The sequence below is a fragment of the Marinobacter sp. LV10R520-4 genome, from assembly GCF_002563815.1.
Taxonomy (GTDB): Bacteria; Pseudomonadota; Gammaproteobacteria; order Pseudomonadales; family Oleiphilaceae; genus Marinobacter.
This window is the reverse complement of the sequence record NZ_PDJM01000001.1, coordinates 4,372,876-4,385,931: the sequence shown is the minus strand read 5'-3', so window position 1 is coordinate 4,385,931 and position 13,056 is coordinate 4,372,876. Positions and strand designations below refer to the sequence as shown.

12 protein-coding genes are annotated in these 13,056 nt (G+C 55.1%); 7 read left to right on the top strand and 5 right to left on the bottom strand.

Annotated features, from left to right (window positions below; translation table 11 throughout):
• Nucleotides 1–123 precede the first annotated feature (123 nt).
• The 5 genes from ATG98_RS21230 (at nucleotide 124) to ATG98_RS21210 (ending at nucleotide 6,726) form a co-directional block, all read left to right on the top strand.
• On the top strand, nucleotides 124–2,130 hold the full coding sequence (locus tag ATG98_RS21230; RefSeq protein ID WP_098424326.1) for a methyl-accepting chemotaxis protein: 2,007 nt from the start codon (nucleotides 124–126) through the stop codon (nucleotides 2,128–2,130).
• 161 nt (nucleotides 2,131–2,291) lie between these two features.
• Nucleotides 2,292–3,593: a phosphopyruvate hydratase gene (eno, locus tag ATG98_RS21225; RefSeq protein WP_098424325.1), complete on the top strand. Its 1,302-nt coding sequence runs from the start codon at nucleotides 2,292–2,294 to the stop codon at nucleotides 3,591–3,593.
• A 25-nt stretch (nucleotides 3,594–3,618) separates the two neighbouring features.
• Nucleotides 3,619–4,431: a triose-phosphate isomerase gene (tpiA, locus tag ATG98_RS21220; RefSeq protein WP_098418913.1), complete on the top strand. Its 813-nt coding sequence runs from the start codon at nucleotides 3,619–3,621 to the stop codon at nucleotides 4,429–4,431.
• A 31-nt stretch (nucleotides 4,432–4,462) separates the two neighbouring features.
• Nucleotides 4,463–6,133, top strand: coding sequence for an NADP-dependent glyceraldehyde-3-phosphate dehydrogenase (locus tag ATG98_RS21215; RefSeq protein WP_098424324.1), 1,671 nt, complete (start codon nucleotides 4,463–4,465; stop codon nucleotides 6,131–6,133).
• 65 nt (nucleotides 6,134–6,198) lie between these two features.
• The gene (locus ATG98_RS21210) at nucleotides 6,199–6,726 is read left to right on the top strand and encodes a methylated-DNA--[protein]-cysteine S-methyltransferase (protein ID WP_098424323.1); all 528 of its coding nucleotides are present in this window, start codon (nucleotides 6,199–6,201) and stop codon (nucleotides 6,724–6,726) included.
• Here the strand turns inward: ATG98_RS21210 and ATG98_RS21205 are convergent.
• Nucleotides 6,680–8,452 (bottom strand): diguanylate cyclase domain-containing protein, encoded by a 1,773-nt coding sequence (locus ATG98_RS21205; protein WP_098424322.1) that lies wholly within the window; start codon nucleotides 8,450–8,452, stop codon nucleotides 6,680–6,682. The two genes, ATG98_RS21210 and ATG98_RS21205, sit on opposite strands and share 47 nt — an antisense overlap.
• Before the next feature lie 169 nt (nucleotides 8,453–8,621).
• Here ATG98_RS21205 and ATG98_RS21200 point away from each other — a divergent pair, with 169 nt between their 5' ends.
• Nucleotides 8,622–9,287, top strand: a complete 666-nt coding sequence (locus ATG98_RS21200) for an SLC13 family permease (protein ID WP_098418909.1) — start codon at nucleotides 8,622–8,624, stop codon at nucleotides 9,285–9,287.
• 34 nt (nucleotides 9,288–9,321) lie between these two features.
• Here ATG98_RS21200 and ATG98_RS21195 read toward each other — a convergent pair whose 3' ends face one another.
• Together ATG98_RS21195 and ATG98_RS21190 are read right to left on the bottom strand one after the other, a co-directional pair.
• Nucleotides 9,322–10,344, bottom strand: coding sequence for a polysaccharide deacetylase family protein (locus tag ATG98_RS21195; protein ID WP_098424321.1), 1,023 nt, complete (start codon nucleotides 10,342–10,344; stop codon nucleotides 9,322–9,324).
• A gap of 51 nt (nucleotides 10,345–10,395) precedes the next feature.
• Nucleotides 10,396–11,109 carry a DNA-J related domain-containing protein gene (locus ATG98_RS21190; protein ID WP_098424320.1) on the bottom strand — a complete coding sequence of 238 codons (714 nt, stop codon included), beginning with the start codon at nucleotides 11,107–11,109 and terminating at the stop codon, nucleotides 10,396–10,398.
• A 128-nt stretch (nucleotides 11,110–11,237) separates the two neighbouring features.
• Here ATG98_RS21190 and ttcA point away from each other — a divergent pair, with 128 nt between their 5' ends.
• Entirely contained in the window at nucleotides 11,238–12,104 is an 867-nt protein-coding gene (ttcA, locus tag ATG98_RS21185; RefSeq protein WP_098424319.1) for a tRNA 2-thiocytidine(32) synthetase TtcA, read from the top strand.
• On the opposite strand, the gene ATG98_RS21180 is transcribed toward ttcA, so the two are convergent.
• Entirely contained in the window at nucleotides 12,025–12,726 is a 702-nt protein-coding gene (locus ATG98_RS21180) for a sulfite exporter TauE/SafE family protein (protein WP_098424318.1), read from the bottom strand. The two genes, ttcA and ATG98_RS21180, sit on opposite strands and share 80 nt — an antisense overlap.
• Nucleotides 12,726–13,031 carry a cbb3-type cytochrome oxidase assembly protein CcoS gene (ccoS, locus tag ATG98_RS21175; protein WP_098424317.1) on the bottom strand — a complete coding sequence of 102 codons (306 nt, stop codon included), beginning with the start codon at nucleotides 13,029–13,031 and terminating at the stop codon, nucleotides 12,726–12,728. The genes ATG98_RS21180 and ccoS overlap by 1 nt, the downstream gene beginning before the upstream one ends.
• Between the last annotated feature and the right edge of the window lie 25 nt (nucleotides 13,032–13,056).

Below are 13,056 nucleotides of genomic sequence, written 5' to 3'. Positions count from 1 at the left end.
ATTTGCTATTCCCCCCCCAATGACATTAATTTAAACAACCTCTTCTGGCCCACGCGTTTTCCTGTCGGCCTTTTCTGCTCTGTTGCTCAGTTCATTTTGGGCTAGTGGTGAGAGTACAAAAATATGAATAAAATCTCGGTTATTCACCGGCTCTACGCTGGCTTTGCAATTCTCTGTTTGATCATTGTTTTGTGGGGTGTGTTTAACAGTCGCACTATGTCGTCTTTCTCGGGCACCACCAGCGAGCTGACATCAGACTATTTCCCCCTTGCGGCGCAAATCCAACAAGTTGACACTCACCGGGCTGAAGCAGGAAAGCAGGCACTTTCTATAATGGCGGCAGAAGATCCCGATGTATTAGCTGTCAGATTGTCTGCGCTCGAAACAACCATTAATAGATTAAACACGTTAGCGAATGGCATTTCTTCGCTAGACAACATAGAACGATTTCCTGCGGTGCAAACTCGAAATCAACGTGTTGCGCAGAATGTTATTGCGTTGAAGTCATCCGTTGACCAACTGGGCGAATACAATCGTTCGGTGTTGGACGTTTCCGAAATAATAAATGAAGGTCTGTCGGCATTTCTGGTGAATAACGCAGAAATAAAACGGCTCTTAGTGAGAGAGGGCACGGAACCCGCCGGTGACGATATTTATATTCGCGACCTGTTTACCACGATTATGGAAAACCTGGCGAGTATTGAGCTGCTCATTATGCAAATGGTCAGTACCGATGATGCGGATAAACTCGCCAGTGTCATCGAGAATTTACAGATGAACACCCAGATCATTGAACCGGATATTGAGGCGTTAGTGTCGGAAGTTCCACGACTGGAAGGGCTTCCGGTATTGATAAGCAGTTTTATGGCGGCGGTGAATCAGGACGACGGCATTATTAATCAGTATCTGGGCTACCGTCAGAATCGCCTGAAGCTGGCAGCGGCCGGGCGGGAAGTGGACCGGCTCCTGGGTGATCTTGCGGGCAATCTCGACGATATGAGAGTGGCTGTTTCAGAACGTATTACCCAAACAGTCGCGGCGCTTGACGAGTCTGCCAGGCGGTCGGAACAGCTGGTTTACTGGTTGTTATCGCTGGTTGTGTTGTTTGCTTTGGGCACCTCGGTGTGGCTTGCCAGAATGATCAGCCGGCCTCTTAGAGCCACACTGTCGCACTTGGCCAGCATGGCAAAGGGTGATTATTCGCGCCGACTGGAGTTCAATGCCAAGGGTGAGTTTATTGACCTTAAAGCTTCCGTGAACCAGTTGTCAGACGCTATGGCGACTGTTCTGGGAAGCCTGCAGCAGGCAGGTGGCGACATTGCCGTTATTGCAACAGGCAATGCCCGTTTTGCCCGGGACTTCAATGAACGGGTGCGCGGACAGTCTGAAGAACTCGTCGCCATAGCGGCGGCTATGACCCAGATGGAGGCGTCTGCTCGCGAGGTGGCGGGTTCAGTACGGGGAACTCACGATCTGGTGGGTGAAATAAACCAGCAGGTTGCAGAGAACCTGTCCGACGCAGAACGTGGAAGCCTCTGTGTGGCAGAGCTCGAAACCCAATCCGGGCACACGGCGGCCAAGCTCCATGAACTTGAAAAAGCGTCTCAGGACATCGGCCGAATTACCGAAGTGATCGATGGTATCGCCAATCAGACGAATCTACTGGCATTGAACGCCGCGATTGAATCTGCTCGGGCCGGAGAAGCCGGGCGCGGCTTTGCGGTCGTCGCTGACGAGGTTCGGGGCCTGGCCCGGAAAACCACGGAAAGCACTGAGACCATTCGCACGTTGGTAGAGCGTCTTCAGGGTGAAGCGTCGGAATCTGTTCGTTCAATGAACAGTAACTTTTCGCAACTGACGGCGGTTAAAACGCTGATGGCCAGTGTTTCCGAAGGTGCCGAAAAGATTCGCAGTGCCATGGCGCGAATTTACCAGGGAGCTGATCAAACCCGTCTGGGGATGGATGAACAGGAAAGCGTAAGTAAGTCGGTTGCTCGCCAGGTAAACGAAATCAGCAGTTCCGCTAACGCCAGCCTGGAGGAAATTGACGAACTCGTTGCAACCTGCGAGCGCCTTGAGGCCTCTGTGGGCAATATCGAAGCGCTGGCGGGGCGATTCCGCGTTAATTAATTTGTCCGGAGGTGATTGATTTTTCGTTTCTTTATCGAAAATTCGGTTTCCCTCTGGCTTTTTTTTACTTGATTATGTTCGTTTTCAAACATTATCATCAACATTTGTGTTCGAAAAAAATGATGCATTCATAAACAAAAACAATTGAAAGGAAGGCTACTATGGAAAAGATAACTCACATTACGGCTCGTGAAATTTTGGATTCCCGCGGTTTTCCCACAGTGGAAGTTGATGTTTTGCTGGATAACGGCGTGGTCGGTTGCGGACGTGTGCCGTCGGGGGCGTCTACCGGCTCCCGCGAGGCCTTGGAAAAACGTGACCTTGATAGCCCGCGTTACAACGGCAAGGGCGTGTTGCAAGCGGTCAACGCTGTTAATACACGCATCGCGCCGGCTCTTGTGGGACACGTGGTGTTTGAACAGTCGCAAATCGATCGTTTGATGTGCGAAATGGATGGTACGCCGAACAAGGCCGAATTTGGTGCCAACGCGATTCTTGCCGTGTCATTGGGTGTAGCGGATGCCGCGGCCAAGGCCCGCAAACTGCCGCTTTTCCGATATCTTGCGGAGTTATACGGTTGTGCGTCGCCCAGCGTGCTGCCGGTGCCGATGATGAACATCATCAATGGTGGTGCCCATGCGGACAACAACGTGGACATTCAGGAGTTCATGATTCAGCCGGTGGGGGCTCCCAGTTACAGTGAAGCATTGCGTATGGGAGTCGAGACTTTTCACGCGTTGAAAGCACTGCTGAAAGAAAAAGGCCTGTCGACCGCCGTGGGAGATGAAGGCGGGTTTGCGCCTGATTTGCAGTCTAGCGAAGAGGCTCTTGACCTGATTCTTGCGGCGATTGAAAAAGCCGGTTATCGCCCAGGTTCCGACATTGTTCTGGCGTTGGATTGCGCTGCCTCCGAGTTTTACTCCGATGGTTGCTATGACCTAAAGGGCGCCGGGAAAAAGTACAACTCGGAAGAGTTTGCGGACTATTTGGTGTCTCTCGCTAAGGCCTATCCCATTGCGTCCATTGAAGATGGCATGGATGAAAACGACTGGGCAGGCTGGAAGTTGCTGACCGACAAAGTCGGTGAGCGGGTTCAGCTGGTGGGTGATGATTTGTTTGTCACCAACACCGAGCTGATTTCCGAAGGTATCCAAAAAGGCATTGCCAATTCCGTGCTGATCAAGTTCAATCAGATTGGCACGCTGACCGAAACTCTTGAGGCCATTGCCATGGCGCAGGGCGCGGGTTATACCGCGGTGATTTCACACCGCAGTGGAGAAACCGAAGATACCTTCATTGCTGACTTAGCCGTTGCCACCCGCGCCGGACAGATCAAAACCGGTTCGCTGTGCCGTTCTGACCGCGTTGCCAAATACAACCGTTTGTTGTGGATAGAACAGGAACTGGGTGCTCACGCTTTTTATCCTGGTATTGGCGCCATTCGCTGCGCCCTTGATAACTGATTGTATCCTTGTTGGGAGAGTGCCCATGAGAAAGCCGATTTTGATTGGAAACTGGAAAATGAACGGCAGTCTGCAGTCTAACCAGGCTCTGATTACCCGATTGTTACCGCGGCTTAGACCGCTGCGCAAGGTGGTTGATATAGCGGTTTGTCCGCCTCTGCCTTACCTGTTTCAGGTACGCGATTTGCTGGGTTATACCGGCATTACTCTGGGCGCTCAGAATGCGTCCGGGTTTGTATCCGGCGCCCATACCGGCGAATCCAGTGCCACCATGCTCAAGGAGATGGGTTGCGTTTACGTGCTGGTGGGGCATTCGGAAAGGCGCAGCCTGTACGGTGAAACCGACGCCGACGCCGACGTTGCGGAGCGCTTCGCTGCGGTTCGTGGCCTGGGAATGACGCCGGTGTTGTGTGTGGGTGAGTCACTGCAGGATCGTGAGTCAGGCCGCACTGCCGAGGTTGTACAGGCACAGATTCAGGCGGTAATTAACAAAGTCGGGCTGGCTGGCCTTGCCGAGGGCGTATTGGCCTACGAGCCGGTCTGGGCTATTGGCACTGGCAAGACCGCCACGCCCGAGCAAGTGGCAGAGACGCATTTTGGTATTCGTCAGTTCATTGCTGGCTGTGGCGAGCCCAAGGCCAAGGTGATCAGTCAGGCATTGAGAATTCTTTACGGTGGTAGCGTCAAACCGGCGAACGCGGTTGCGATTTTTAGCCTGGACGATGTCGACGGTGGGTTGATTGGCGGCGCGTCATTGCATGCTGATGACTTCGCCGCCATCGCCGAGGCCCTCGGGGCCACGTATCCTGAGGCGGCAGGCGAGAGTGAATCTCATTAACGTAAAATAATGAAGATTGTTGGAGGCTGTCATGCAAAAAAAAACAAAATCTGGATCTGATACAAGCGTTGAACCCGCAAACTGGAGCGCTAATGATTTTTTTCCAGACATCGAGGGTGTTCCGGAGAAATTTCGCCAGAAGGGCGGAGTGTCCATCACCGAAACCTTGGTTAATGGCCAGCTGAAACCTTGGCCAGGCCCTTTTGCAGAGGTGCGCAGCCCGATCTGTTTGCGTGCCACGGGCACAGAAGAACCCCAGCCACTGGTGATTGGCAGAACGCCGCTGATGGATGGGCATGCCGCGCTTGAAGCTCTGGACTCAGCCGTTGAAGCATACGGACAGGGCCGTGGAGCCTGGCCCAGCCTGTCGGTTGCTCAGCGCATTGAACACGTTGAGCAGTTTTTGGTGGAAATGCGCAGACACCGTGAAGCGGTGGTGGAACTGTTGATGTGGGAGATTGGTAAAACCTACGCCGACGCCTGCAAAGAATTCGACCGAACTGCAGACTACATTCAAGACACCATTCACGAGTTGAAAGTACTAGACCGACGCTCGTCGCGTTTTGAAACCGTCGGCGGTGTGGTCGCCCAAACTCGCAGGTTACCCGTGGGTGTGGCTCTGTGCATGGGCCCTTACAATTACCCGTTGAATGAAACCTTCACCACGCTTATTCCGGCTCTGATTATGGGTAACACCGTGGTTTTTAAACCCGCAAAATACGGCGTGCTGCTGATTGGCCCGCTGTTGGAGGCGTTCCAGAAAGCGTTCCCCGCCGGTGTGATCAATATTATTTTTGGCCGCGGCCGCGATACCATCGGGCCTTTGATGAAAAGCGGTAAGGTGGATATGTTCGCGTTTATTGGTACCCACAGCGGTGCTTCTGCACTGAAACAGATGCACCCCAAACCTCATCGTCTGAAAGCGGTACTGGGCCTGGATGCCAACAACCCGGCCATTGTGTTGGCAGGCGCCGACCTGGATCTGGCCGTGAGTGAGTGTGTGGCCGGGGCCCTGTCGTTTAACGGTCAGCGTTGCACCGCCTTAAAACTGTTGCTGGTACATGAGTCGCTGGCAGACGAGTTTGTAGCGCGTGTGTCCAAAGCAGTAGACAATCTGGTTGCAGGCATGCCGTGGCAGCCCAATGTGTCGTTAACGCCGCTGCCCGAACCCGGTAAGATCGACTATCTGAAAGCGTTGGTCAGTGACGCCGAGGCTCTGGGCGCGCGCGTTATGAACACCGGGGGCGGCCAGGCAAACGGCACTTATTTCCACCCTGCCGTTCTGTACCCGGTGACCACCAAGATGCGCGCTTACCAGGAAGAACAATTTGGACCGGTCATTCCGGTGGTGGCGTTCAGTGATGAGTCCGAGGTGATTCGCCACGTTCGGGAATCCGAATTTGGCCAGCAACTGAGCATATTTGGCAGTGACCCTGCCGCCATTGGTGGGTTGATTGATGTTCTGGCTAACCAGGTGGGGCGCATCAATTTGAACAGCCAGTGCCAGCGCGGGCCCGATACGCTGCCGTTTAACGGTCGCAAAAATTCGGCGGAAGGAACACTGTCGGTATCGGATGCGCTGCGGGTGTTTTCAATTCGCACCACGATTGCCGCCAAATCCAGTGAATTCAACCGCGACCTGGTCACCAGTATTGTGCGTGAGCGTCATTCCAGGACTCTGACCACGGATTATCTGTTCTGATTACGCGGCGGCCGAATTTTGCGCCATACTGCGTTTCTACGCCGGCGTAAGAAGAGGAGGTCGCTATGTCATCATCTCAAGTCACAGAGCACATCACCTGGCAATCCGTGCAATGCTATCTGGGCCAGGTGCTTGTGGCCTGCAGTGACACAGGTGTGTGCGCTCTGATGGCCGGGGAGTCACTGCCACCGCTAATGGAACGATTGCGCAGTCGCTTCCCACGTGCTCAATTATGCCAGGCAGAGAATGCTTGCCCGAGTTGGCTGGGCAAAGTGAAGGCCCAGCTGACAGACGGCCGCAGCGCGGAACCCCTGGCTCTGGATTTGCGCGGCACTGAGTTTCAGCAGCAAGTCTGGCAAGCGCTACAAAGCATCCCCAGTGGTGAAGTCATCAGCTACGCCGAGCTGGCGCGGCGGGCAGGGCGGCCAAAGGCTGTGCGCGCTGCCGCCAGTGCCTGTGGGGCCAATCCGGTGGCCGTGTTGGTGCCATGCCATCGGGTATTGCGTAGCAACGGTGATCTGGGTGGCTATAATGGCGGTGTTGCTATCAAAAAAGCGCTGCTGGCCCATGAGCAGACGCTGTCTGCCCGCTAGTTTCGTTTTTTTGGCTTTCGGCGTCTGTAAATAAGCAAATGGCGTTACGGCCGGCGCGTTTGGCCGTGTACATGGCCGCATCGGCCCGTTCCAGCAGCTGCCGGGCGGTGTCGACTTCGTTCGAATACAGGCTTATGCCTACGCTGGCGCCGGCACTCAGGGTATGGCCATCAATTTGATAGTCCTCGCGATGCTTGTCCAGCAAGCGCTGCGCAATCATTTGTGCCGCTTCGGAACTGTTCAATTCTGGCAGTATCACCACAAATTCATCGCCGCCAAGGCGAGCTAATGTGTCGCCCTCGCGAAGGCAGGTCTGTGCTCTTTCGGTGAACTGAAGTAGCAAAGAATCGCCTACGTGATGCCCCAGAGTGTCGTTAATCTGTTTGAAATGGTCCAGGTCGATGAACAGCACGGCTAGCCCCAGTCGGTTGCGGTGGGTCTGGCGGATGGCTTGTTCCAGGCGGTCCTCCATCAGCCGGCGGTTGGGAATGCCGGTGAGTGCATCGTAATAGGCCAGCTGGCGAATGCGCTCCTCGTTGCGGCGGTTCTGGGTGATGTCGGTAAACAGGGCAGCGTAGTGGGTTATGATGTCGTTATCATCGGTTACCGCAGTAATGGTCAGCAATTCCAGATACAGCTCGCCGGTTTTACGCCGGTTCCAGATTTCGCCGCGCCATACGCCTTCCCGCGCCAGGGCTTGCCACATCTGGTCGTAAAAGGCTTTGTCATGGCGACCAGATGAAAACAGCGCCGGCGTTTTACCGATTACCTCGTCCGCGTTGTAACCGGTCAGTTGGGTAAACATGGGGTTAGTGAATTCTATGCGCGATTTGGCATCGGTAATCATGATGCCTTCCAGTGAAGAGGCAATCACCCGCTCAGCCAGTTGCAGGGTTCGCCGTGATTGGGCCAGGGCCGAGTCCCGCTGCTCCAGCGCAGCGCGCAAATCCTGCGTATACAGCTGTTCCACACCGGCAAGCATCTGACCGAAGCCCACCAGGCCGATCACCTGGTTATTGTCATCGACCACCGCCAAGTTACGGATGCGCAGGTTTATAAGGCGATCACGGGCGTGAATAAGCGGGTCGTCTTCGTGCACGGTTATCAATGGGCGGCTGGCCAGGGGGCCGACCACTTCATTACCGGTATTGCGGCTGATAAGACGGACTATGTCGCGCTCGGTAAGAATCCCCAATCCCAGTTTTTCGCAATCAATAATCGCCGCATGAGCGCAGTTTTTGTACATGCTAGCCGCTGCTTCCGCCAGGGTCTTATCACCGCTTATCGACAGTGGCATTGTGGCGGTGGCGGAGCGCACGTCACGCAAACGCAGATAGGGTTCAATACCCTGGTTTATCGCCATGTCGGTTTGCGAGAGAATACCGGCCGCCTTGCCGTCGGCGTCGACCACCAGAAAGTGACGTTTGCCGGTTTCGCGGAATTTAACCGCGGCTTCCTGCATGGGCATGTCGGTGGGCACGGAGATAACCGGTGAGCTCATTACCGAACTGACCGGCTGGGCAAAGATAGACGATGATGTAAAATCAATGCCCAGAGCATCGCGCTCTGTCCAGATGCCCAACACGTCGTCATTGCGAATAACGAAAATGGAACTGACACTTCGCTCCGCCATCATCGCGGCGGCAGTGGCTATAGTGGTATCAGGATCGCAATGCAGAAGGACACCGCTGTGCATCAGTCGGGAGACAAGAAGTTGCGGTACCATACGAATAGAATCCTGTTTGCGGTGCCATGCTGAAGGCATGAGTTTACAGAAGAATTTGATCGATTATGCCTCAATACGGGTTGATCTACCAATAGCACCTGTCGCTATCTGTGTTGTGTATACAGTGTTTGGTTTCACATCGGTGTCTTAACAAAATGGAACAGATGATATGAGCAATCAGCCGTTGTCAGTGGAGCAGCCGGAAGGTTTGCCGCGAAGTCAGGTGATCGGATTGGTGGTCGGTTTGGCGGGCTTTTTGGCGTGTCTGATTATACCGCCGCCTGGTGGTATGTCGGTCGAAGCCTGGGCTGCCGGCGGCATGATGTTGCCCATCGGCCTGTCTATCATCGCCATGACCCAGAGCGATAACGAAGACGGCCTGCGCCGCTTCGGCACAGCGCTGCTGCCGGCGATTGCCTACTCCGCCAGTGTTGGCGGCATTGCCACCTTGATTGGTACGCCTCCCAACGCCTTGTTGGCGGCTTATTTGTTGGATACCCAGGGCATTGAAGTGGGCTTTGCCCAATGGATGCTGCTGGGACTGCCGGTTGCTGTGGTGATGCTATTGCTAGTGTGGTGGTGGCTGGCCCGGGTCGATTTTGGTATTGGTCGCGCTGATGACAGCGGCGAAATGATCCGCCGCGAGCTCGAGGCCATTGCCGCCAGCTGTGCCCTCATGATGCCGGTGGCCACACCGCCAAACGCCATCGTATTCTCCAGCGGCCATGTGCGGATCGGCGATATGTTACGTGCCGGCTTCGCCCTGAACCTGATGGGTGTGGTAGTGGTTACTGTGGCCAGCTATTGGTTGATGAGCTGGGTGTTTGGCTTGTGATGTCTAGATAATAATTGTGGCTGCGCTCAGGCATTCAATCTTCTGGCCGGGATAAATCCAGCCAGGGTTGGGACAGCCAGTAAAAGCGTCCGTCGCCTGCGGGGTAGGTGCAGTTATAGCGAAAGCGGCGGCTGCTGAATGCAGCGGGCGCCTGAACATTCGCCTGCTGTGCGTTGGCGGTTACCTTGATTCGGCCCTGGCCGGAGCCGAAGCAGGTTAGTTTGTCTGGTGTGAATCCGCTCGGCAGGCTCATTCGCAGGTGCGGCGGATTGGTGCTGACAATGCCGTCCGGAAGATCCTTGGCCGGCACCGGAAACGCCTTGCTCAGCAACTTGTTTTCCAGGCCTTGTAACTGCCCATAAGCGTTGGCCATGGGAAATCGTGGCAGTCGGGTGCGGCTTGAGGTTGCGCCGACGGGGCCGGATTGCTGCCCGAATGCCAGCCAGCCGCGCTGGTTTATTTGCTGTTCAAGTGCTGCATCAAACTCGCCATAGGGGTAGGCGAACATTGGTGGGGCATTGCCAAACTCTTTTTCAAGCAACGTTTGCGCGCCATCAAGGCCTTGATGAACACGCTCTTGCCACTGCTCTACTTTCTCGTTAGGTGTTTTTGCCAGGTGTCCGTGGCCGGCGCTGTGGTTGGCGATGGTCGCCAGGCCCGTAGACGCCAGTTCCTGCAGCTGCTGTAACGTCATAAAACCGCTTTTGCCGATGGTGTCGGTGTTCACAAACAGGGTGTAGGGATAGTTTAGCCGCGCCAATATGGGTGCCGCGTTGGAATACACGGAACTGTAGGCGTCATCAAAACTCAGGGCAACGGCATCGCCGCCATTACCCGCCAAGGCTTTTTGTGTTGCCTCGTACAGTGGTTCAACCGCCAGCCCGAGTTGGTCAATCAGTTGCAGTTGGGCTTCAAACAGTGCCGGCGACGTACTCGTGGCGCCCGGCGTGTTATTGCTGATGTGGTGGTATTGCAATATGGCCAGATCTGCGCTGGCGCCCGCAGGCAATGCCAGTGCAATAGCCAGCGTGGCGGCTATAAAATCCTGTCGGTGCATGTAAAATTCCTTCATTTTAAAGGGTTGCCTTCACGCTGCTTACCGAAGCACTTAGTCGCGCCTGCGATAGTGCTGTCTGATAACGGCAAAGGCTGCGTTAAGTGTCTGGATTTGCTCGGTGCTTCCGCCCCTGTCGGGGTGCGCCTGCATGACGGCACGGCGAAAACGCTGTTTTACCTCGTGAAAACAGTCTGGCAAACGCCTGTCGCCATAGCCCAGACAGTTCGCTGCTGCGGCAACCTCCGCTGTGTCGTGATGATTAGCACCCCGATGACCGGCGTAGAAGTTGTCAAGCATGGCGTGGATCTGCGCTGTGGATAGCCGGTATTGATTCAGATCCAGATAAAATGCCCGCAAAGAATCTGCCTGAGCCGGCAGGCTTTGGCCAGATAATCTCGGGCCAGACAGCCGTTGGCTCGACACTTCGGGGCGCTTTTCAAGCCGGGTCAGCAAGGCTGATATCGCCAGGGTTTCACCGTCTTCGGCCAATTGATCGCGCAGCGTATACAGGGTGTGAAACAGCAAGAAGTGAACCTGGTATAGCAGCTCGGGTTGATCAAAGCGCACATCACCCAAGAGTTGCCAAGGTGGCTGCTGCAGCTTTTTGATCAGGGCATATTCACTCAGCCCTCCAGGTGCTTGGCGCAGCTCGTGCTCCAGAGCGACTTGCAGGTGGGCTATGTGGCTTTGCAGAGCCTCATGGGGACTGGAATCGCCAGAGTGGGTAATGGCGCCGGGCTGGTTGAGTGTTGATGTGTTGGTCATGAGCCTATGGTAGAGCACTCACGGGTCGCCCTGCCAGCCTGATGGCAGCGTATGTGGGCTTGTGCAGTGTTAACAGCGGAATGCGACGAGTATAATCGTGCTCTATATTTTTTAACGTTGAAGCCGCTATGCACCCAGTAACCGATCCGCAAAAACCTGATGCGCGGCGCGAGCAACAAAAACTGCAGAAGCGCCTGCAACGGGAAGCCGGGCAAGCAATTGCGGATTTCTCGATGATCGAGGCCGGCGACAAGATTATGTGTTGCCTCAGCGGCGGGAAGGATTCCTATGCGATGCTGGACATTCTCCTGAGCCTGCAGAAAAAAGCCCCGGTGCGCTTTGAGGTGATTGCGGTCAATCTGGATCAGAAACAGCCAGGTTTCCCGCAGCATGTTCTACCGCAATACCTGCAGGGTCTGGGCATTGAATACCATATTATCGAGCGCGATACCTACAGCGTCGTTAAAGACAAAATTCCCGCCGGCAAAACCACCTGTGGTTTGTGCTCACGCCTGCGGCGGGGGCATCTGTATGCTTTCGCCGAGGCCAATGGTGTGACCAAAATTGCCCTTGGTCATCATCGTGACGACCTGCTGGAAACCTTGTTTCTAAATATGTTCTACGCTGGCAAACTCAAGTCGATGGCACCGCTGCTGCGAAGTGACGACGGCCGGAATACGGTCATCCGACCGCTGGCCTATTGCCGCGAGAAAGACCTCGAGCGCTTCGCCGAGCTGCGAGACTATCCCGTCATTCCCTGCAACTTGTGCGGCTCTCAGAAAAATCTGCAACGCCAGGTGATAAAAGACATGTTCAAGGTCTGGGACGAACAGCACCCCGGGCGTCTGGAAACCATGTTCAGTGCCTTGTGTAACGTAGAGCCGTCGCACTTGGCAGACCCGCAGCTGTTCAATTTCAGTGAGAATTCGCGCTACTCAGCAACGCCATCAAAGGCAGAGTCCAAACGCCGAATACAATCAGTAGAACACCACTGAATTTACGGAACAACCGGTGGCTTTGCAGCCCGCGTACCCAGCGCGCGGCATAACCGGTGGCTAACATAGAGGGTAAGGTGCCCAGGCCAAAGAACAGCATGGTCAGTGCCGCTGATGGCACGGTAGGCTGAAGCGCTGCCCAGCCCAGAGTGCTGTATACCAGACCGCAGGGCAGCCAGCCCCAAAGAGCGCCCAACGCCAGGGCCTGTAAGGGGTTGTGCACCGGCAGCAGTTTGCGGGTTAGCGGCGACAGTTTTTTCCACACCGGCGCTCCCAGCTTTTCCACATAGCGGATGCCCTGCCACCACTGCCCCATGGACAGCCCCATGAAAATTAGCAGTAGTCCTGCCAGAGTTCGCAATGCCAGGCCCATGGAGGCCCATTGGCTTGCCGCCGAGGTGCTCAGTAATGCCACCAAGGCGGCAATCAGAGCATAGCTGCCAATGCGGCCGCCGTTGAACGCCAGCAGCGTTAGTGTCTGGCGAAAACGAAAACCCTTGCCCACTGGCATTGCCATGGATAGCGACGCACTGATTCCACCACACATGCCTAGGCAATGAGTGCTGCCAAGGATGCCAATCAGAAACGCGCTGGAATAGCTAAGGTAAAGTTCGCCCGCCATCAGGTGCCGCTATTCCCAGGCTTGTGGGCCGCGTCGTCGGATTTCAATGTACCCGCGTCTGCGTCTGTGTTTGCTTCAATGTCGGTTTTCGTCTCATCTTGCGCGTCACTGGCGCTGCGTCGGGTTTTTTCCAGCCCGGTGATGGCATCTTCCGGAATCAGTTCTTTGTCGTCATCATACAGAATGCGGTGGGCGGGCCCTTCCAGGTCGTCATACTGACCGTTTTTGACCGCCCAGTTGAATAGAATAATGCCGCCGGTGACCAGCATCAGCATCAATGGCACAAGCACCACAACAATTTCCACAATGCACTCCCGGGGTTTGGGGTTA